This window comes from Nocardia sp. 852002-20019_SCH5090214, from assembly GCF_001665865.1.
Classification (GTDB): domain Bacteria; phylum Actinomycetota; class Actinomycetes; order Mycobacteriales; family Mycobacteriaceae; genus Nocardia; species Nocardia nova.
The window spans coordinates 15895-36175 of the sequence record NZ_LZMK01000445.1; the positions used below are offsets into that span (position 1 = coordinate 15895).

At 69.5% G+C, this 20281-nt stretch carries 20 protein-coding genes; 10 read left to right on the forward strand and 10 right to left on the reverse strand.

Annotated elements, in window-relative coordinates; genetic code table 11:
* Window positions 1-49: 49 nt before the first annotated feature.
* Window positions 50-1015, reverse strand: a complete 966-nt coding sequence (locus tag A5780_RS37525; protein ID WP_064911411.1) for a 5'-3' exonuclease — start codon at window positions 1013-1015, stop codon at window positions 50-52.
* A gap of 103 nt (window positions 1016-1118) precedes the next feature.
* On the opposite strand from A5780_RS37525, the gene A5780_RS37530 reads away from it, so the two are divergent.
* On the forward strand, window positions 1119-2246 hold the full coding sequence (locus A5780_RS37530) for a Xaa-Pro peptidase family protein (RefSeq protein WP_064911391.1): 1128 nt from the start codon (window positions 1119-1121) through the stop codon (window positions 2244-2246).
* 55 nt (window positions 2247-2301) lie between these two features.
* Here the strand turns inward: A5780_RS37530 and A5780_RS37535 are convergent, their stop codons facing one another.
* A complete protein-coding gene (locus A5780_RS37535; protein WP_063015455.1) occupies window positions 2302-2712 on the reverse strand; it encodes a TIGR03618 family F420-dependent PPOX class oxidoreductase in 411 nt (136 codons plus the stop codon).
* A gap of 43 nt (window positions 2713-2755) precedes the next feature.
* Between A5780_RS37535 and A5780_RS37540 the strand changes: the two genes are divergently transcribed.
* Window positions 2756-3511: an SDR family NAD(P)-dependent oxidoreductase gene (locus tag A5780_RS37540; RefSeq protein WP_174554995.1), complete on the forward strand. Its 756-nt coding sequence runs from the start codon at window positions 2756-2758 to the stop codon at window positions 3509-3511.
* A gap of 121 nt (window positions 3512-3632) precedes the next feature.
* On the forward strand, window positions 3633-4928 hold the full coding sequence (gene cbiE, locus A5780_RS37545; protein WP_082976945.1) for a precorrin-6y C5,15-methyltransferase (decarboxylating) subunit CbiE: 1296 nt from the start codon (window positions 3633-3635) through the stop codon (window positions 4926-4928).
* A gap of 16 nt (window positions 4929-4944) precedes the next feature.
* Here the strand turns inward: cbiE and A5780_RS37550 are convergent, their stop codons facing one another.
* A complete protein-coding gene (locus A5780_RS37550; RefSeq protein WP_064911392.1) occupies window positions 4945-5532 on the reverse strand; it encodes a TetR/AcrR family transcriptional regulator in 588 nt (195 codons plus the stop codon).
* A 123-nt stretch (window positions 5533-5655) separates the two neighbouring features.
* Here A5780_RS37550 and A5780_RS37555 point away from each other — a divergent pair, with 123 nt between their 5' ends.
* Window positions 5656-6615 (forward strand): SDR family oxidoreductase, encoded by a 960-nt coding sequence (locus A5780_RS37555; RefSeq protein WP_064911413.1) that lies wholly within the window; start codon window positions 5656-5658, stop codon window positions 6613-6615.
* Between the two features lie 37 nt (window positions 6616-6652).
* Here the strand turns inward: A5780_RS37555 and A5780_RS37560 are convergent, their stop codons facing one another.
* Complete coding sequence (locus A5780_RS37560; RefSeq protein WP_064911393.1) at window positions 6653-7126, reverse strand: NUDIX hydrolase; 474 nt, start codon at window positions 7124-7126, stop codon at window positions 6653-6655.
* 325 nt (window positions 7127-7451) lie between these two features.
* On the opposite strand from A5780_RS37560, the gene A5780_RS37565 reads away from it, so the two are divergent.
* Window positions 7452-8933: an amidase gene (locus A5780_RS37565; RefSeq protein WP_064901910.1), complete on the forward strand. Its 1482-nt coding sequence runs from the start codon at window positions 7452-7454 to the stop codon at window positions 8931-8933.
* Window positions 8934-8956: 23 nt separating this feature from the next.
* Here A5780_RS37565 and A5780_RS37570 read toward each other — a convergent pair whose 3' ends face one another.
* Entirely contained in the window at window positions 8957-10564 is a 1608-nt protein-coding gene (locus A5780_RS37570) for a carboxylesterase/lipase family protein (protein WP_082976947.1), read from the reverse strand.
* Between the two features lie 529 nt (window positions 10565-11093).
* Here A5780_RS37570 and A5780_RS42375 point away from each other — a divergent pair.
* Both A5780_RS42375 and A5780_RS37580 read left to right on the forward strand, forming a co-directional pair.
* The gene (locus tag A5780_RS42375) at window positions 11094-11273 is read left to right on the forward strand and encodes a hypothetical protein (protein ID WP_231983219.1); all 180 of its coding nucleotides are present in this window, start codon (window positions 11094-11096) and stop codon (window positions 11271-11273) included.
* 172 nt (window positions 11274-11445) lie between these two features.
* Window positions 11446-12510: an NAD(P)-dependent oxidoreductase gene (locus A5780_RS37580; RefSeq protein ID WP_064911395.1), complete on the forward strand. Its 1065-nt coding sequence runs from the start codon at window positions 11446-11448 to the stop codon at window positions 12508-12510.
* A 9-nt stretch (window positions 12511-12519) separates the two neighbouring features.
* On the opposite strand, the gene A5780_RS37585 is transcribed toward A5780_RS37580, so the two are convergent.
* The 3 genes from A5780_RS37585 to A5780_RS40550 are packed head-to-tail and all read right to left on the reverse strand — an operon-like array spanning window position 12520 to window position 15687.
* Window positions 12520-13596 (reverse strand): sensor histidine kinase KdpD, encoded by a 1077-nt coding sequence (locus A5780_RS37585; RefSeq protein ID WP_082857128.1) that lies wholly within the window; start codon window positions 13594-13596, stop codon window positions 12520-12522.
* Window positions 13586-14275, reverse strand: a complete 690-nt coding sequence (locus A5780_RS40545; RefSeq protein WP_064911414.1) for a response regulator transcription factor — start codon at window positions 14273-14275, stop codon at window positions 13586-13588. The genes A5780_RS37585 and A5780_RS40545 overlap by 11 nt, the downstream gene beginning before the upstream one ends.
* A 5-nt stretch (window positions 14276-14280) precedes the next feature.
* Window positions 14281-15687, reverse strand: coding sequence for a hypothetical protein (locus A5780_RS40550; RefSeq protein WP_369829575.1), 1407 nt, complete (start codon window positions 15685-15687; stop codon window positions 14281-14283).
* Between the two features lie 113 nt (window positions 15688-15800).
* Between A5780_RS40550 and A5780_RS37600 the strand changes: the two genes are divergently transcribed.
* Both A5780_RS37600 and A5780_RS37605 read left to right on the forward strand, forming a co-directional pair.
* Window positions 15801-16463, forward strand: a complete 663-nt coding sequence (locus A5780_RS37600; RefSeq protein WP_227462922.1) for a glycosyltransferase family 2 protein — start codon at window positions 15801-15803, stop codon at window positions 16461-16463.
* On the forward strand, window positions 16460-17131 hold the full coding sequence (locus tag A5780_RS37605) for a DUF2064 domain-containing protein (protein ID WP_064911397.1): 672 nt from the start codon (window positions 16460-16462) through the stop codon (window positions 17129-17131). Before A5780_RS37600 ends, A5780_RS37605 begins: the two co-directional genes overlap by 4 nt.
* A 19-nt stretch (window positions 17132-17150) precedes the next feature.
* Here the strand turns inward: A5780_RS37605 and A5780_RS37610 are convergent, their stop codons facing one another.
* The gene (locus A5780_RS37610; RefSeq protein ID WP_064911398.1) at window positions 17151-18266 is read right to left on the reverse strand and encodes an aminotransferase class I/II-fold pyridoxal phosphate-dependent enzyme; all 1116 of its coding nucleotides are present in this window, start codon (window positions 18264-18266) and stop codon (window positions 17151-17153) included.
* Between the two features lie 253 nt (window positions 18267-18519).
* Here A5780_RS37610 and A5780_RS37615 point away from each other — a divergent pair, with 253 nt between their 5' ends.
* Window positions 18520-19542, forward strand: a complete 1023-nt coding sequence (locus A5780_RS37615) for an NADP-dependent oxidoreductase (protein ID WP_064911399.1) — start codon at window positions 18520-18522, stop codon at window positions 19540-19542.
* A gap of 132 nt (window positions 19543-19674) precedes the next feature.
* On the opposite strand, the gene A5780_RS37620 is transcribed toward A5780_RS37615, so the two are convergent.
* Complete coding sequence (locus tag A5780_RS37620) at window positions 19675-20076, reverse strand: hypothetical protein (protein ID WP_064911400.1); 402 nt, start codon at window positions 20074-20076, stop codon at window positions 19675-19677.
* Window positions 20077-20281: the final 205 nt, after the last annotated feature.

Sequence of the window (20281 nt, forward strand, 5' to 3'; positions counted from 1 at the left end):
GAGCCATCGCCGGGCGCCACGTTCCCGTGGCGGTGATGAATGCCGGGTATCAGGCGCTCGCCGCCAAGGCGGCGGTCAGTCGCTTGACGGCGCTCTCGGCGTTGTAGGCGGTGGCCAGCGCGTGCAGCCGGTCCGAATCGGCCGGCTCGGCGGGCAGCAGGTCGGGGCCGGACAGGTCGACCTCGGCGTCGCGGACGACCCGCACGACCGGTGCGGCCGCCTTCAAATACTCTTCGGCCGCAGCGATTTTCGCGCGTACGCCGCGAGCCAGATCCGATGCCGGGTCGGCGACGGCGGCCACCAGCGCCTCGAGCGAGCCGTAGCGCGAAATCAGCGTGGCGGCGGATTTGTCGCCGATACCGGCGACACCGGGCAGGCCGTCGGAAGCATCGCCGCGCAGTGTCGCCATATCGGCATAGGCCGGGCCCGCATTCTCCTGCGGCACACCGTATTTCGCGGCCACCTCGGCAGGGCCGTACAGTTCTGCCTTGGCCAGCCCGCGGCCCACGTAGAAGACGTGGACGGGTGGCGCGTCGGCGCGCACCACCTGCAGCAGATCGCGGTCACCGCTGACCACGATCACCTCGTTGTCGCGCTCGCGGGTCGCGAGGGTGCCGATCACGTCGTCGGCCTCCAGGCCGGCCGCGCCGGCGGTCGCGATCCCGGCCGCCGCGAGCACCTCGGCGATCATGTCGACCTGCGGAGTGAGGGTGTCGGGCACCTCCTCGGCGCCCGGTTGGGCGTCGGCGCCGGTGTCGAGCCGGTGGGCCTTGTAGGAGGGCACGAGCTCGACGCGGAAGGCCGGGCGCCAATCGAGATCGAGGCACACCACCAGGCGGCCCGGATTGTGCCGGGTGATCAGCGCGGCGACCATATCGGTGAAACCGCGCAGTGCGTTCACCGGCCGGCCGTCGGGCGCGGTGATCTTCTCCGGGATGGCATAGAACGCCCGGAACCACAGGCTGGCGCCGTCGAGCAGCAGCAGTGGCCGGTCACTCGCACTGGAGGTGAGCATGGCGCAGACGCTACCGGGCGGCACCGACAATCGGGCCACGACCCGGTCGCGAACGTCGTGATCGCCCGGACCGTGTCCGGCGCGGCAGGTAACGTCGTATCGCATGAGCGCGCATACGGAGTCACGATTCGGTGCCGAGATCTACGGCAAGCGGCTGGAGCGGGCGGCGGAGCTGACCCGCGCGGCACATCTGGACGCGCTGCTGATCACGCCCGGACCGGATCTGCGATATCTGCTGGGATCGGCCGCGCAATCCTTCGAGCGGCTCACCTGCCTGGTCGTCCCGGCCAGCGGCGAAACCCCGTCGGTGGTGGTGCCGAAGCTGGAGCTCTCCGCGCTGGACGGCTCGGCGGCCGGTGAACTCGGATTGCACATGGTGCCGTGGGTGGACGGCGTGGACCCGTACGGGGTCGTGAAATCGACGCTGAACGCGGGCGCGCGAGTCGCGGTCGACGATGCCATGCCCGCCCTGCATCTGCTTCCGATCGCGGACGCGCTGACGGCACTGCCGGTGTCGGCGACCCCGATCATCCGCGAGTTGCGGATGATCAAGGATGCCGCCGAGATCGATGCCTTGCGCCGCGCGGGTGCGGCCATCGACCGGGTCCATGCCCGGATGGGTGAGTGGTTGCAGCCGGGCCGCGCGGAGGCCGAGGTCGCCGCCGACATCACCGCCGCGATCGTCGAGGAGGGACACGACCGCGCCGATTTCGTCATCGTCGGCAGCGGACCCAACGGCGCCAACCCGCACCACAGCCATTCCGACCGGATCATCGAAGCCGGTGACGTGGTGGTCATCGATATCGGCGGCCCCGTCGAACCGGGGTATTTCTCCGATTCCACCCGCACCTACGTGCTGGGGGAGCCCGATCCGGAGATCGCCGAGCGCTGCGCCGCACTCGAACGCGCACAGGCCGCCGCGGTGGCTGCCGTGCGACCGGGCGTCACCGCCGAATCGGTCGACGCCGCGGCCCGGAACCTGTTGTCCGAGGCGGGTTTCGGCGAGGCGTTCATTCACCGCACCGGCCACGGCATCGGGCTGTCGGTGCACGAGGAGCCCTACATCGTGGCGGGCAACGAGACCGTGCTGCGGGAGGGGATGGCGTTCAGCATCGAGCCGGGCATCTACTTCGGCGGCGAATGGGGCGCCCGGATCGAGGACATCGTGGTGGTCACCGAAGACGGCGGCGAACCTGTGAACCGGCGTCCGCACGGTCTCACGGTGCTGTGAGGTCGAACGAGTACAGGCACCGCTGAGCCGGCGCGGACAACCCGGCGCGGAGAACTCAGCCGCGCAGGGTGCTGCTCGATAACACCCGCGCGACGCGCACCGCGATGACCACGCGCTGCGGGTTCTCCCGCGGGGTGCGGTAGCGCTCGGCGTAGCGAGCTTCGGCCTCGGCGACTTGATCGCGTTCGGTCCAGACCTCGGCCGGGCCCTCGAGGGTGAGCCAGCGCGGGCCGTCGACCTGGCTCAGCGCGGCGTATCCGCGCCGGTCCGCGTTGCGCGCCTTGATGCTGGGACCGCTGGTGATCACCCGCGCGATGCCGGCCTCGGGATCCCAGGTGAAGCCGACCGCGACCACGTGCGGTGTACCGTCCGCACGCAGCGTGGTGAGCGTGGCCAGATGCCGTTCGGTCACGAATTCCAGCGCGCTGGGAGACAGGTCGATGCGTGCGGCCGCGGTACTCGTCATGGCTGCGACGCTAGCAACCGGCGCCGGTGGCAGACTATGCGCCATGGGTGTGCGTGAGGTCGACGACGGGGTGATCGTACTGTTCGGCGGGCGCAGCGAGATGGGACTCGAGGTCGTCCGCCGGATCTGCGCGGACCGCGAGGTCGTGCTCGCGGCGCGCCGCAGCGATCGGCTGGGGGAGGAGGCCGCGATGCTGCGCGCGGCGGGCGCCCGTGCGGTCCATCCGGTGGAGTTCGACGCCGACGACCTGTCCGGCCATCAGCCGCTGCTGGAGAAACTGGCCGCCGACCACGGCCGTATCGGGGTGGCGATCCTGGCCTTCGGGGTACTGGGCGACCAGGCCCGCGCCGAACAGGATCCGGCCGCGGCGGTCGCGATACTGCACACCGACTTCGTCGCGCAGGTGAATCTGCTGACGGTGCTGGCGAATCTGCTGCGCGCCCAGGGCAGCGGGCAGCTGGTGGTGTTCAGTTCGGTCGCCGGGGTGCGGGTGCGGCGGGCCAACTACGTCTACGGATCGGGCAAGGCGGGGCTGGACGGATTCGCCTCGGGACTGTCGGACGCGTTGCACGGCAGTGGCGTTCACCTGTTGCTCGTCCGGCCGGGTTTCGTGATCGGGCGGATGACCGAGGGCATGAGCCCGGCGCCCCTGTCGAGTACACCGCAGCAGGTGGCCGACGCGGTGGTCACCGCCTTGCACGGGCGCGCGGGCGAAGTCTGGGTACCGCGCACATTGCGATTCGCCTTCGCTGTGGCCCGATGGGTACCGCGGGCCGTCTGGCGCCGGATGCCCCGCTGATGCGCGAGCTCACCCGCAGCGCGGCAGAACCGCTGCGCCACAAGCACAACAGGGCGGTTGCCCGCGTGCGCGGCAGAGGTCGGCGGGTCGGGCCAGTGCCGCGACGGCGTGCGGTGACGATATGACAGGCGAAAAACACACTCTCGCAACGGGAGACACGCAGAACGCACCGGAGAACGATCGCCTCATCGCGGTGGTGGGCATCGGCGCCGACGGCTGGCCGGGGTTGAGCCCGCGCGTGCGTGACGAGATCGCCGCGGCCCAGGTGCTTTTCGGATCGCGCCGCCAGCTGGATCTGATCCCCGCCGACGCGAGCATCGCGCAGCGCCGGGCCTGGCCGACACCGCTGCTGCCCGCGTTGCCGGAACTGCTGGCCGCGCATCGCGGTTCGCGTATCTGCGTACTCGCCAGCGGTGATCCGATGTTCTACGGCATCGGCGTCACGCTGGCGAACCTGCTCGGCCCGCAAGCGATCCGGGTCTACCCGCAGCCGTCCTCGGCCACGCTGGCCTGTGCGCGACTGGGCTGGGCGAGTGCGCACACACCGGTGGTGAGCATCGTCGGCCGCCCCCTGGAGACGGTTCTGCCGGCTCTCGCCGACGGCCGGCGCTTGCTGGTGCTCAGCGCCGACGAACATTCTCCGGCGCAAGTGGCGGAACTGTTGCGGTGCAACGGTTTCGGTGAATCGCGATTGACCGTGCTGGAGCAGCTCGGTGGTCCCGCCGAGCGGGTCGTCGCCGCCACGGCGGCGCAGTGGTCGCGGCCGCCCGGGGACCCGCTGAACATCGTCGCCGTCGAGGCGGTCCGTGATCCGGCCGCACCCCGGCTCACCCGGCTTCCGGGACTGCCCGATGCCTCCTACGGCGGCGACGGACAGCTGACGAAGGCGGAGGTCCGCACCCTGTCGATCGCCGCGCTCGCCCCCGCGCCCGGCGAATTGCTCTGGGATGTGGGCGGCGGGTCGGGCACCATCGCGATCGAATGGTGCCGAACCCATCCCGACTGCCGCGCAATCACATTCGAGCGCAGTGCCGCGCGGCGCGACCAGATCGCCGCCAACGCCGCGGCGCTCGGAGTGCCCGCGATCGTCGTGCGCGGCGAGGCGCCCCCCGATCTGCCCACGGCCGATGATCCGGCGCCGGACGCGATTTTCCTCGGCGGCGGCCTCACTCAGGACGGGCTGTTCGCGACATGCTGGGACCGGCTGCGGCCAGGGGGACGGCTGGTCGCCAACGCCGTGACCGCGGAATCCGAGGCGCTGCTGCTGCGCTGGGCCGCGGCACACGGCGGTGAACTGCGCAAATTCCAGATCTACCGGGGTGAGCCGCTCGGCGGATTCACGGCCTGGCGCCCGCACCTACCGGTCGCGCAGTGGATCGCAGTCAAGCCGCCCGATCGGTCCGTATCGCCTGAATAGCGAAGCGCGGCGCTGGTCAGTGTTCGGAGCCTGCCCGTATCGGTGCGTCGGCGCAGAGGCTGCGCAGATCGTGGAAGGCGCGGCAGAGATGCGCGTCCAGACCGTCGGCGGGGTCGTCGATCCAGGCGTGAACCGCGTATTGATAAGCGGCCCAGCCGGTTCGGGCGGCCAGGTCGGCCGGACCGGCGTCGATGCCACGGTGTCGCAGAGCCTCCGCCACGGCCTCGGTGAGCCACGCGTGTTTGGCCAGCTCGCGCTCGCGCAGCGCCGGGGTCGCCCCGATGACTTTCCATCGGGGATCGGAGAACGGGCGGTTGCGTTCCAGATTCCGGGCGGATTTCCGGAATGCGCACAGCAGTACCTCGAACGGGCTCAGGCCCTGAGGTGCTTCGGCGATCGCCTGCATCAGAGTGGTCCGCAGGTCGGCTTCGCCGTCGAAGAGCACCTCACGTTTGTCAGGGAAGTGCCGGAAGAAGGTGCGCTCGTTGACCCCGGCCCGCGCGGCGATCTCTGCCGCTGTGGTCTGGTCGAATCCTCGTTCCCGGTACAGCTCGAGGGCTGCCTGCTGCAGGCGGCGACGCACCTCTGCTCCGCTTCGTGGCATGTTCCGAGCCTACCGCGATGTGTCAGTGACTGGCGTCACGTTGCGTCAGTGACTGGCGCTACGCGTAGAGTCAGTCACTGGCGTTAAGTAGCGCCAGTGAATGGCATAAAAATGGAGGGTTCCATGCATGTCTTCGTCACCGGGGGCTCCGGTCAGACCGGGCCCGCAGTCGTCACCGAACTCATCGCGGCCGGCCACACCGTGACCGGCCTGGCGCGCTCGAAGGCCGCCGCGGACCGGCTCGAATCATTGGGTGCCACACCGCATCCGGGCTCCCTGGACGACCTCGACAGTCTGCGGAGCGGCGCGGCAGCCGCCGACGGCGTCTTGCACATGGCTTACGGGGGCGACTACGCAGATCCGGATGACCTCATTCGCCGCGACTGCGGCGCGATCGAAGCACTCGGGCAGGCGCTGGCCGGCTCCGGCAAGCCCCTTGTCAGCACCTCGGGCACTCTGGTGACCAGGGCCGGGCGGGTCAGCACCGAGCAGGAGGCGCCGGACCCCGATTCGGTCGCCGCATTCCGCATTGCGGGCGAGCAGACCTGTTTGAGCTTTGCCGAGTGCGGGCTGCGGGCCGTCGTGGTACGACTCGCGCCGACCGTGCACGGCCCCGGCGACTACGGGTTCATTCCGGCTCTCGTCGCGGCTGCGCGCAGGTCAGGAGTCTCGGCCTACATCGGCGAGGGCGCCAATCGGTGGCCGGCGGTCCACCGCGCCGACGCCGCGGTCTTGTTCCGGTTGGCCCTCGAGAAGGCTCCCGCCGGCAGCGTGCTCCACGGCGTCGGCGAAAGCGCTGTCACGATCAGAAGTGTGGCGGAGCAGATCGCGCACATGCTCGACATCCCCACCGCTTCCCTGACGCTCGACCAGGCCGCCGCGCATCTCGGAAACCCCTTCCTGGCCCGATTCTTCTCCCTCGACGTCCCGGTCTCCAGCGACCACACCCGAGCGCTGCTGGGGTGGAAGCCTCACCACGAGACATTGCTCGACGACCTGCGGACCGGGGACTATTTCACCCCGGAGGCGAGCATCCGAGCCGAGCGTGTGTGGCTGCCGCACGGTGCGCACGAGCACAGCTGACCCGTCTGTGTGAACCGGGGAGACGGCGAGGCCATCCTCATCCCAAGGTTTCCGACAAGGGGGTTCGAGCCTCGGCGAGTTTGCGGTAGTCCTCGAGGATGCGGCGAATGGAGGGAGTCACGCGCAGGTCGCTGCCCAGTGGCGCCCAGGTGTAGGCACTGTGCAGGGACAGGCGGATGGGGTACGTGGCGGCCACGTCGACGGCGAAGTGCAGGCGGCGGACCGGTTTTCCGCCGGGCGAGAGATAGTCGAAAGAACCTACGTGGCAACGGATTCGGGTGACGTTCAGCCCGGTCTCGGTGGCGACGCCGCGGGCCACGGCCGCGTCCAGCGGTTCGCCGGGTTCGACGGTGGTGCCGGGAAGTTTGAGGGTGGCCTTGATGGGGCCGCTGTCGTCACGTTCCAGCAGCAGAACCTCCCCGCCGCGATCGATGATCGTGCCGATTCGTAGTGCGACACCGTCCTTTTCCGCGCTTTCGTACAGTTCGTCGAGCATGGATGTAGAGATCATCCGACTCACCAACCCTCGATCGGTGCACCACACGGGCAGTACAAGACGACCCATTATTACGGTAGACCGGAAGCAATGCGCGAAGGGCGGATTCGGTCGCCTTGGTGCGTCACGGCCGAACCGTTCGCGTGGTCGGTGCCTTCGGCGCGCTCGGGTTCCCGTCCGAGGGCCACGGGGCGGTCTCGACCGGGGACAAGCCGTTCGGAAGGACGGATTCGATGAACCATCGGTATTGCTCCGGGCGTGGGTCCCTCGTCGTAGAGTTCGAGAGGACGCTGGAACTCGCGCGCGTGGTGTGACCGGTCGAGCGAAAACAGGAGCGCAGGTGAATTTCGAGGAGTACCGCCGACACGACGCCACCGGTCTCGCGGAACTGGTCGCGAAGAAGGAGGTCACGGCCGCCGAACTGCTGGCATCAGCCCGGGAACGCGCCGCCGAGGTGAACCCGCGGATCAACGCGATCATCGCCGACGTCCCGTGCTCGGCCGACGCGGAGCGCACGGGAGCCTTCGCCGGTGTCCCGTTCCTCATCAAGGATCTCGGAATGGATTACGCCGGGCTCCCGTCCTCGCAGGGATCGCGGTCGTTGCGCACGACTGCGGCGACCGAGCACGCGACGATCGTTCAGCGGTGGCTCGACGCCGGCCTGATGATCTTCGGCAAGACGAACATGCCCGAGTTCGGCGCCAAGGCGATCACCGAGCCCGAGCTCTGGGGACCGACCCGAAATCCGTGGGACCTGTCGCGAACGCCGGGTGGGTCGTCGGGCGGTTCCGCGGCGGCGGTCGCGGCGGGCATCGTTCCCGCCGCCGGTGCGAACGACGGCGGCGGTTCGATCCGGATTCCGGCCGGTTGCTGCGGGCTCGTGGGTCTGAAACCGGGACGCGGGGTGACCCCCATGGGGCCGGCGACCGGAGAACTCATGCACGGTGCCGCTGTTCAAGGGGTCGTCACACGCTCGGTCCGCGACACCGCCGGGATGCTCGATGTCATCGCCGGCGGAGAATCGTGGGGTCCGTTTCAGCCGGCGGTGGCCGGGCCCTACCGCGACGCGGTAGGCCAGGATCCCGGCCGGCTCCGGATCGGCGTGCGGATCCCGACAGCCATTACGCCCGAACCCGACCCCGAGGCCTACGCGGCGGTCGAGGCGGCAACGCGAGTACTGACCGAGCTGGGTCACCAGGTGGAAATCCTGGAAGAGGCACCGTTCGACGACGCTGCCCTGGCCGGTGAGTTCTTGCTCACCTGGTTCGTCTACATCGCCTACGAGGTCGCCGACGCGCGCCGGATCTCCGGCTGCGGCAACGAGGGGTTCGAACGCGACACCCTGGTCATGGCGGCGTTGGGCAATGCGACCCGAGGCCCGGAGTACGTCGCCGCCGTCGAGGCCCGGCACGGCCATGCGCGTCGACTGACCGAGTACTTCCGGGCCCACGATCTGCTGCTGACGCCCACGATGGCCACCCCGCCGCCCAAGATCGGGGAGTTCGAATTGCCGAAGTCGCTCCAACGCGTGACCGACGCGATTCTCAAGACCCGTACCGCCGGCCTGCTCAAGCACACCTCGATCGTCGACGACTTGATCAACAGTAATCTCGGCTGGGTGCCCTACACCCAGCTCGCCAATATCACCGGCAGACCAGCGATCTCCCTGCCGCTGCACTGGACCGCCGATGGACTTCCCCTGGGGGTCCAACTCGTGGCCCCATTGGGCGGAGAATCGACACTGATCAAGATCGCCGCCCAGGTCGAGCAGGCGGCGCCGTGGTTCGACAAGGTCGCCGAACGGAGCCGGCTCCAGAGCTGAAACCGGCGCGCAGCGGTCGCCTGCTATCCGATGTGATCGATACCGGCCCACAGGTCGCAGTGGTGCTGTGCGGCGAAGGTGCCGGCGGGTCCGATGCGGTCGCTGCCGAGCTCGAGGGTGGTGTCGGCGGCGGCATGGGGCCACGGGGTCAGGGCCGGTGTTTCGGGATTTCCGGTGTGGGCGAATTGCGCCCAGCTGTCCTGAATATCGCGCGAAAGCCGGTCGGCCGCGGGCGGCAACGGAATGGGCAGGCCCATGAGCGAGGAGAAGATGTAGGGAACCTCGGCGCCGTGGAACGCGCCCGGCAGTAGCGGATTGGGTGGCAGGGGTGCGTCGTTGAACTGGTACCGCCACACCTGCGCGCCGCCGCGGCGGGCGGTCTCGGCGGTGAATTGTGCCGGGCAGGCGAAGAATCCGTCGGTGAGCACGCGTTCCTTGGCGGCCGCGGGCGTGGGATACGCCGAGATCGGGTAGCGCTGGAGTACGCGATCGGCGTTGTCGCCGAACAGTTCTCGGGTCCACTGTGTGTAATCGGTTGCCGAGGGCGTGGTTCCGTGTCCGTAGTCGAGCAGTGCGATGAAGGTCGCGCCCTCGTCGGCATTGCTGCCCACAATCAGTGGGATGTCACGCGCCGCGCCGCCCGCCAGGGCGTTCTCGGGCGTGTCGGTCACCACGATCCCGTCGTGGATGGGTGTCCACGTGACGGCCATGGTGTTCAGTTGCGTGGTCGGAGAGTCGAGGAGCCGATCGACGGGCAATGTGCGCAGGCAGGCCAACCGGGTGGCGGGGTCGGCGCAGCCCAGGCTGGATGCGTAGTCGCCGGATCGCTGATAGGCAACCTGCGGGGTAGGTGGTGCGAGCGGACTTCGTGCGCACGAACCGCTTTCGACGATGGCTTTGGCGTAGAGGCCGCGCGCTGTCGGGGAGGCGAGTTGGGTGCAGACGCTCATGCCGCCGGCGGATTCACCGAACAGCGTGACGTTGCCGGGATCTCCGCCGAAGGCTGCCGCATTGTCGTGAATCCAGCGCAGCGCGGCCTGCTGATCGAGGGTGCCGTATGTCCCTGTCGCGCCGCCATTTTCGGCGGCCAGTTCGGGCAGGGCCAGAAAGCCGAAGGGCCCGACGCGATAGTTCGGGACCGCCACGATGACCTGTCCGTCGCGGACCAGGCGGGCGGGGGAGTCGTATTGGGCATTGGATCCGAGGACGAACGCGCCGCCGTAGAGCCACACCATCACCGGCAGCGCGGTGCCGGCGGGGTGTTCGGGCACGTAGAGGTCGATACTGAGGCAGTCTTCGCTCGACGGCTGCAACACCACTCCGGGCACGGGAGACGACTGCGGGCATTGCGGTCCGTGGGCGACCGCCGGGCGGACACCCGGCCAGGGCGGTGCGGGCTGCGGTGGCGCGAACCGGGCGGCTTGCGCGAACGGCACCCCGAGATATCGAACGACACCATCGGCGCGTACGCCGCGAATCTGCCCGCCGGTGACACCGACAACCGGCTCCGAACCGGCGTCCGGTGCGGCGTGGGCGGTCGGTGTCACCACCGCCATCGCTACCGCGGCGACGCTGATCAGTATCGAGGACAGGCACCGCGCTCGGGTGCGAGGGGCAGTGCGGATCGGCATGTGAAGCTCCCTGACTCCATTTAATTTTGCAGCAAAAGTACTGTAGGCGGGCGTCTTCGCCGCGCGCACCGTTTTCGTGAAAGCCAGGGTTGTCGCGCACGTATGCGTTTTCGGTTGCGCGGCAGTGATATTCGAAGATACTTTCAATGCAAAACCGAGTATGTCGCGGCGCCCACTTATCCTTTCCGCCGGGTCCGTACCGGCCGTGCGGGCAGAATATGGGGGTGGAAACCTCGGCCTCACCAACGGATCCGGTCTCGCGGGTGCCGGTGGACGCCCAACTCAGCGCGTTGCTCGGACCGCTGCGCCGGGCGGTCCTGCGTCGCACGCGAGCCGCCGAGGATCTGCCGGATCTCCCCGAAGCGCAGATCGAACTGCTCCGGCTCCTGGTGGCGACGGGCGGAGTCGCGCCGAGCCGGGCGGCCGCCGAATTGAACGTGGCACAGTCCACCATCAGCACTCTGCTGCGCACCATGACCGCGGACGACCTCGTCGAGCGGCTGCCGACACCGGGGACGGGCGTGGGGCGATGCTCGTCGCGTCGGCGCGGGCGCGCGAGCTGCTGGATCGGTACGACCGCGCGAGCGCGGCGATGCTGCGCGAAACGCTGGCCCGGCTCTCCGCCGCCGATCGCCGGGCGGTGGAATCGGCGGTCCCCGCATTGCGGCGGCTGCTCGCGGAGCTCAGCGGTCAGCCGGGGTCACGGTGACGGTGTCGCCGCCCGGAGATTTCGTCGGAAGGCGCGTTCGATGAGGCCGCCCCATCCGCACGGCTGCGGGCGCGGATTCGCGATGGCCGAGAGTCGCTTCGAATTGTGACGGTTTGCTTACCGGTGGCGCCGCGTCCCCGCATCGCGCCGCGACCGTGGCCAGAATCTCGGTATGCGGATTCTGCTGACCGGAGCGGCCGGGTTTATCGGATCTCATGTGTGGCGCGCGTTGACCGATGCGGGGCACGAGGTGGTGGCGGTCGATGCGATGCTCAGTGCGGCGCACGGCGTCGAGGCCCGGCCGCCGGACGGGCTGCATCGCGTCGACGTCCGCGACCAGGACGCGCTCGACCGTGTGCTGCCGGGAATCGATGTGGTGTGCCATCAGGCCGCGGTGGTGGGTGCGGGGGTGACCGTTCAGGATGCGCCCGCCTACGCCAGTCACAACGATCTGGGAACGGCGGTACTGCTGGCAGCGATGGATCGGGCCGGTTGCCGCAGGCTGGTGCTGGCATCGTCGATGGTGGTGTACGGCGAAGGGCGTTATCGCACAGCCGATTCCGTGGCGGTGACGCCGTTGCCACGTCGGCGCGCAGACCTCGAGCGCGGTGTATTCGACCATCGCCACCCCGACACCGGTGCGCCACTGCACTGGGCGCCGGTGCCGGAGGATGCGGCGCTGGACCCGCGCAGCCTGTATGCCGCCAGCAAACTCGCGCAGGAGAACTATGCCGCGGCGTGGGCCACGGCCACCGGCTCGACGGTGACCGCACTGCGCTATCACAACGTCTACGGACCCGAGATGCCCAGGGATACACCGTATTCCGGTGTGGCCGCGATCTTCCGCTCGGCGCTCGAGGCGGGGGCGGCGCCGCGCGTATTCGAGGACGGCGCCCAGATGCGCGACTTCGTGCACGTGACCGATATCGCCGACGCCAACCGGCGGGCCGTGGAACAGCCGTTGGACCGGTTCACGGCGCTGAATATCGCATCGGGACATCCGATCAGCATCGGCGCGGTGGCCGCGATCCTCGCCCGTGCCCAGGGCGGCCCCGAGCCGGTGGTGACCGGCGAGTTCCGGCCGGGCGATGTGCGGCATATCGTCGCGGGACCGGATCGGGCCCGCGAACTGCTGGGCTTCACCGCGGCGATCGATCCCACGCAGGGGCTCACCGACTTCGCCACCGCTCCGTTGCGGGCCGCCGCCGGTGCGGGGGCGCCGCAGTGGCGGCACTGACGGCGACGCTCAGGACGACGAGATCGACAACCCGCGCTCGTGAGCGGGCGGCGACACCGCGGCACGGCCGGCACCGCCGAGCAGTGGCAGCCGAATGTCGAAGCGGGCGCCTCGTTCCCGGTTCGACGCGCTGATTTCGCCGTGGTGGACCGACACCAGACCGGCGGCGATCGCCAGGCCCATACCGCTACCTCCGCCCTCGGCCGCGGGCGAGCGCGCGGCGGTGCCGCGATATCCGGCCTCGAAGATGCGGGGGAGATCCGCCTCGGCGATGCCGGGACCGGTGTCGTCGATGCGCACCCAGGCGCCGGCGTGTGCGACCCCGGCCGAGATGTCGATACATCCGCCCGGCGGGGTGTGCGCGATCGCATTGGCCACGAGGTTGGTCAGCACCCGGGTCAGCGCCTGGTCGCTGCCGGCCACGGTGATCGCCGAATCCGGTTGCCGGGCAGACAGTTTCACTCCCGCACGCCCGGCGGCCGGCTCGGTGGCGGCGACCACCTCGTCGATGAGTTCGCGCAGATCCAGTGGTTCCAGGTGCAGGCGCAGGGCTCCGGCGTTGATCTTCGACATCTCGAACAGGTCGTCGACCATGCCCGACAATCGCGTGGTCTCACGCACCACCTGCCTGCCGTAGCGCTCGACATCTCCGGTCTGCGCGACCACGCCGTCGGCGAGCGCCTCGCCCATCGCCCGGATTCCGGCCAGCGGCGTGCGCAGATCGTGGCTGACCCACGCCACCAGTTCGCGCCGCGACGCCTCGGCGGCGCGCTCCTGATCGAGCATCTGTTTCTCCCAGACCAGCTGCCGTGCCTGCGCCCGGCCCAAGACGACCGCCGCGGGCACGGTCACCGCCGTGACCACGACGAGGACCACCGACATCTTGGCCAGCGCGTCGCTGAACATCAGACCGCTGACGGCGATGAAACCGCTGAGGGTGGCCAGCGTCGGGATCAACACCAGAATCACCATCGACAGCCCGAGGGCCCGATTGCGAAAGGCGCGCAGCAGCACCGCTCCGAGCGCGACGACCGGCACCGACCCGGCCAGTGCCCATCCGACCAGTCCCGCAACATCATTCGGCACGATCGACTCCTGTCCCGGTACCCCAGGCGTAGCCCCGCCCCCACACCGTCTCGATCCGGTGGGTATCGCCGAGTTTGGCACGCAAGCGTTTGACGTGCACCGTCACCGTCGACTGGTCGCCGAAATCCCAGCCCCACACCGCCGCGAGCAGTTCCGTCCGGCTGAACACGCGCCGCTGATTGGCCAGCAGGAAAGACAACAGGTCGAATTCGCGTGCCGTCAGCGATACCGGCCGACCGGCGATATCCACCGTCCGGGCCGCCGGCCGCAGGCGGATCTCGCCGCTGCGCAGTACACCGGCCGTCGGCGCCGGTCCGTGGGTGCGGCGCAGCACCGAGGCCACCCGCAGCGCCAGCTCGCGCGGACTGAACGGCTTGGTCAGGTAGTCGTCGGCGCCCGCTGTCAGCCCGAGCACGCGATCCTCCTCCTCGCCGAGGGCGGTGAGCATGATGATCGGTGTCTCGGGATGCTCGCCCTCGCGCACCGACCGGCACAACTCGATGCCGTCGGGCGCGGGCATCATCACGTCGAGAACGGCCAGATCGATGTCACCGCCGTCGAGGGCGCGTTCCGCCTGTACGCCGTCGGCGGCTTCGGTGACCTCCATGCCGTCGCGTTCGAGGTAGCGGCGGACCACCTCACGCACGACGGGATCGTCATCGGCGATCAAAATGCGCACCGCGCTCACCAATTCGTGAGAACGAGGTGGGCGAGCACCAGCGTGCCGACGGCCTGGACGGTCAGCCAGGCGCGCGCGGTGTGCGCCGGCAGGAAGGCGGTTCCGCCGATCACCCAGATGTCGAACGGCAGCCAGATCCGCTCGGTCTCGGCCTTGCTCAGGCCGCTGAGATCGGCGAGCAGAAGACCGGTCAGCGCGGCCAGGGCCAGCAGCGCCGCCGGGTCCGCGCGGGCGCGCCAGCGCGCGAACGCCGCCGCGGGGGCGGCGCGGATCTGCGTGGGTGCGGGAAGGTGCAGCGCACCCGGAAGCCGATGCAGCGCAGCGGCAGACGCCAATCCGATCGCACACACCGTCGCCGCCAGATTTCCCCAGATCCAGTAGGACGCGGGACGCGTCGTCGCGATGCCCTGGTAGTAGCGCTGCACCACCAGGTGATAACCCTCCAGCCACCAGAAGCCCGACAGCGTGAAGGCGGCGACGACCGCCAGCACGCCCAGCACCGCGGGCCACACCGCTCGCACACCGCGCAGCAGTGCCACCGCCGCGGCCGGGACGGCCATCAGAACCAGTCCGTAGTTGAGATAGATGCCGAATCCGAACAGCACCCCGGAGACGACCAGGATCAGCGGACGTGGCCGCGCGCCGCCGAGTCCTACCGCGAGCGCGGCCACCGCCCAGGCGACCACTCCGGCGAAGAACGCGTCCGCCGAGACCGCCAGCCAGATCGCCGCGGGCGCGAGGGCGAGATACGGTGCGGCCGCCCGCGCCCTGCTTTCCGCGCCCAACGCCCGCATCGCCACGAGCACGGCCATCGACGCGCTGCAGCCGACCACCACGCACAGCGTGGAAGCCCATGCGCCGCCGCCCAACCCGATCCGGTCCATCCAGACGAACACCAGCAGTGCGCCCGGCGGGTGACCGGACACGTGCGTGGTCCACGAATCGGGTTGGAAGTCCAGGATGCGGGCGGAGAATCCGCGCAGCATGGCCGGAATGTCGTGCACTCCGCCGACCTCGTGCAGATACTCGTGCATCGTCGTGAGCCGGCCGGCGAATCCGCGCTGCCACCCGTCGACCATGGCCAGGGAGAACGCCCACGCCAGTGCGGTCACCCAGGTGGCCGGCAGCAGCCGTCGCCAGGTGAGCGTGGCGGCGAGCCGGGGGCCGTAGAGCACCACGGCGAAGGCGATCACGATCGCGGGGCCCGTACCCCAGCCGATATGTGGAAGCCAGGAGCCGAAGATCGGCGCCGCCGCGGCGTAGAGCGATTCGCGATAGTGCGGTGTGCTGATCCTCGGCACGAGGAAGGCGGCCGCCACCAGGATCGTCGCTGCTGCCGCGCAGGCGATATCGGCGCGCACGCCCGATACTCGCCGTGTCTGCGATGCGGTGCTGCTGCGGGTATCGCTCACCCGTTCACCGTAGGTCCCGTCGGTGCGACGCGGCGCGCACGCGATCGTGCCGTCATACTTTCGTCACCTGTGTCACCAGCTGTTTTTCGTCCGATCGGCCTTACGGTCGACACGTGACCCCAGTCGAAGCCAGTGGAGAGCTGACCGTGGTGATTCCCTGCCGGAACGAGGCCGACGCGCTACCGGGCGTCCTGGCGGCGGTCCCGACGGAGTATCGGGTGGTCGTCGTGGACAACGGTTCGACCGATGACACCGCCGCGGTGGCGCGTGCCGCGGGCGCGACGGTGGTCGTCGAATCCGTCCCGGGCTACGGCAGCGCCGTCCAAGCCGGGATCGCGGCCGCCACAACCGAACTGGTGGCGGTGCTCGACGGCGACGGTTCGATGGCGCCCGACGAATTGCCGCTGCTGGTGGCCGAATTGGGCCCCGATGTGACCATGGTGGCCGGGCGCCGCCGCCCGGTCCGGGGCGCCTGGCCGTGGCATGCGCGCCTGGGCAATTGGCTGCTGGCGCACTGGTTGCGGCGCCATTACGGGCTGCCCGTGCACGATCTGGCCGCGATGCGCGTGATCCGCCGCTCCGAGCTGGTGGCACTGGGCCCGCTGCATCCCCGGTCGGGATATCCGCTGGCCCTGCTGGCCGGCGCGGCGCGGGCCGGGTGGAAGGTGGTCGAACGTGATGTCACCTATCGGCCGCGCACCCACGGTGTGTCGAAAGTGTCCGGTTCGGTAATCGGGACGGTACGTGCCGCCCGCGACTTCTGGAGTGTGCGATGACTGTTCTGCCATTGACGCTGCTGGTGGTGGCGAAGGCGCCGGTCGCCGGATTCGCCAAGACCCGGCTGACCCCGCCGCTGGCTCCGGCCGAGGCGGCGGATCTGGCCGCCGCCGCGCTCCTGGACACCCTGGCCGCGGCGCGCGACTGCGGCGCGGCGCGAGGCGTGGTCGCGTGGACCGGCGATCTGGAGCGAGCCTGCCGCGCACGCGAAATAGGTTCGGCCCTGCGCGATTTCGATGTGGTCCCGCAGCGCGGCGACGGTTTCGGTGTGCGCCTGGCGAATGCGCACGCCGACGCGGCGCGATTCGGGCTGCCCGTTCTGCAGATCGGGATGGACACCCCGCAGGCAGGGCCGGCGCTGCTGGCCGAATGCGGGGCTCGGCTGCTGGCCGGCCCGGATGCGGTGCTGGGGCCGGCGGCCGACGGCGGCTGGTGGGCGCTGGGGCTGTGTGACGTGCGCCCGGCACGAGTCCTCGCGGAGGTGCCGATGTCCACCGATCGAACCGGTGCGCTCACTCGGGAGGCATTGCTGCGCAACGGCTGTCGCGTCGATATGCTGCGGGAACTCCACGATGTCGATCTGTACTCCGATATCGCCGAGGTCGCAGCGGGCTGCCAGGGCCTGTTCGCGGCGGCGGCCGGATCGGTGACGGGTCCGCACGCATGAGCGCCGAGCGCGGCCGAGGTCACCCGCCGTATACGGCATGGACCTCTTCGCACGCGGTGATGATTCGCCCGATCTGCTCGGCGGTGAGGGCGGCGTGCAGCGACAGCCGGATCAGCGACCTGCCCGCAGGGGTGGCGGGCGGACAGAACGGCGCGCCGAGGACACCGTGTGCTTCCAGGATCGCGCGCACCGCGCGACCGTCGGCTTCGGTTCCGGCGGGAACGGCGATGATGTGGCTGTCGACTCCCGACATCTCGAAACCTGTGCGGGCGAGCGCTTTTCGGACGGTATGGGCGATCTCGCGCAGCCGGGCGCGGCGTCCGTCCTCGGCTCGGATCACCTCCAGGGTCGCGGACAGCCCGGCGATGTCGTGGGATCGCAGGCCCGAGGAGAAGATCGCAGGGTAGGACACCGACTCGAAATAGGGTGCGAACTCGGGGTCGAGCGCGGTCACCAGCCCAGCCCGGCCGACGAACGCCTTGGCCAGGCTGGCGGTGCGAAACGGCACACGCCGGGTGAGCCCGAGCGCGACCACGGCACCCGCACCGTGCGGGCCGACGACGCCCAGCGAGTGCGATTCGTCGACCACGAGCAGAGAACCGGTCTCGTCGGCCACGTCGCACAGTGCCGCCAGGGGGCTGGGTGTGCCGGTGGTGTTGTCGATCGCGTCGACAGCGATGATGCCGGGGCCGTGGGCGCGGATCTGCGCCGCCAGCCGGGCGGGGTCGTTGTCCCCGAAGGTGTGCAGCGGCGCGGCCGCGGCCAGGGCCGCCTGTCGCCAGGACATGTGTGTGTTCTCCCCGACATGTATCGGAATGCCGGGCGCCGCAATGGCTTGCAACAACCCGATATTGGCCGCCCAGCCGGATTGGCACACCACCGCCGTAGCGCTGTATGTGTAGTCGGCCAGGCGACGCGCCAGAGGACCGGGTTCGGGCTCGATCGGGGTGAGCAGCGCCTCGCTCATGGCGGCTGTGATCCGCCTGTCGCCGGACAGCGCCAGATAGTCGCTCGTCGACAGTCCGATGTCGGTGGCGGCGGTGCCGGGGCCACGAAGAAACATCCGGGCTTCTCGCATCTGCGCCGCGTGGCCGCGGCCGATATGTTGCTGCACGCGTTCGGCGACTGTTGCCACCTCGGTCTCCTCGGTAGGTCGCGCTCGTCGGTGTGATTCGCCCTGCCTGGTCGGTGCCCGCCGCCACAGCCTGATGAGCGGGCGCCCCGAAGATCATCGCGCACTCGGAGGGTGAGGTGCCCCGCGATGCGATGACGAAACAATGACGTCATGATCTCGTCTCGTCGGGACGGGGTAGTAGTCGAACCCGTGCCTGCCGGTCGCGGCGGAAAATGGTTCGAAGGTTGTGATGTGTGTGATTTAGCATCGCCCGGTGGCGGATACGGTGAACCGGCAGTGGATTCTGCGGAGGCGGCCCGAAGGGGAGTTGCGGGAGGGTGATTTCGAGCTCGGAAGCGCTCCGATTCCGGTGCCGGGGCCTGGGGAGGCCTTGGTCAGGGTGCATCGACTGGGTATCGATCCCACTCAGCGTGGATGGCTCAACGATTCGGACAACTACATCGATGCGGTCCCGGTCGGCATGGTGATGCGGGGGAGCGGGGTAGGGCAGGTGGTGCGCTCGAACACCGCGAGCTATCCGGAGGGCAGCTGGGTCGCCGGTATGGTCGGCTGGCAGGATTACGTCGTCGCGTCCGACGGGGGTTTGTTCGGGCTGAACGTGGTGCCCGACGGTGTCGCCCCGACGCTGATGCTGAGCCTGTTCGGAGCGCCCGGCTTGACCGCGTACTTCGGTATGACGGATATCGGCCGGCCCGAGCCGGGCCGGACGGTGCTGGTGTCGGCTGCGGCCGGTGTGACCGGATCGATTGCGGGACAGATAGCGAAAGCCTTGGGCTGCACTGTCATCGGCATCGCAGGCGGTCCGGCCAAATGCACCTGGATCACCGACCGGGCGGGCCTGCACGCCGCCATCGATTACAAGAACGACGACGTCTCGGCCGGTTTGTCCCGCCTGGCCCCGGACGGTGTCGACGTCTTCTTCGACGGCGTCGGCGGCCGCGTTCTCGAGCATGGTCTGGCGCACCTGGCGCACGGCGCTCGTGTCGTTCTGGCCGGTGCGATCTCTTCCGGGTACAGCGGCGCGGACCCGCAGTACGGGCCGCGGAACTACATGCAGCTGGCCATGCGCCGGGCACGCATGGAAGGGTTCATCTTCCTCGACTATCTCGACCGCTTTCCCGAGGCGTTCGCGGCGCTGCGCGACTGGCACGACCGGGGCGAACTCACCATCGCCGAAACCGTGAGTATCGGCTTGGAATCCGCTCCCTGTGCACTGCGCGCTGTCTTCGAGGGCGGCAATCTCGGTAAGCAGTTGGTCGACATCGTGGAGTCCTGACCTATCGATCGCCGAGGATCGCGAGGCCGCTCCGGAAGGTGGGCCTACGTCAGGCCACGGATTGTTCGAAGACCGTCGGGCCGAGACACATCCGCGCGATGGAACTCGGCCCGACGACGGTGCGTGCAGTCTCTACGCGGTGTGCATGGCCGCGGTGATCTTGCGGATCATTTCGGAGGTCACGGGGCTGGGGCGGCCGTGAGCCGCAGCGGCCTCGAGCGCCATTTCGACGGTGGTGCGGAAGTCGTCGGCCTGCGCGGGATCCGGCTGGGCAAGCACCGTCACCGCGGTGGTCAGCGCGGGCAGTACCTGGTCGGCGAGCTCGGCGACGGACTTTCCGCGCAGCGTGATGTCCTTGGACTTCGCAGCCAGTAGATGTCCGACGGGACCGGTCGCCGACATCAGCGCCACCGAGCCCGCGGTGGCGGCCTTGTGGGGCTTGTCGGAAGTAGCGGCGAGCAGAGAGACCGCGCCGTAGGCGGCGGTGCGCACGGTGAGCTGGTCCTGCTTGGTCGCAACGAGGACGGTGGACATGGCGTACTCCTTCGAAAGATGTTGTGGCGGTTGCCCTACCGGTCTCGGTGGGGCTCGGCCTGTTCGATGGACTTACTTTGTCCGGTGCCGCTGACAGGGCCCTGATGCCGTTCTGACACCGGACAGGTGGGCTGTACGCGCCGCTGACCGAAGGGGCCTGAATCGCATCGTCCAGGGCACGGTGGTCCGAGCCGCGGCCGGCACT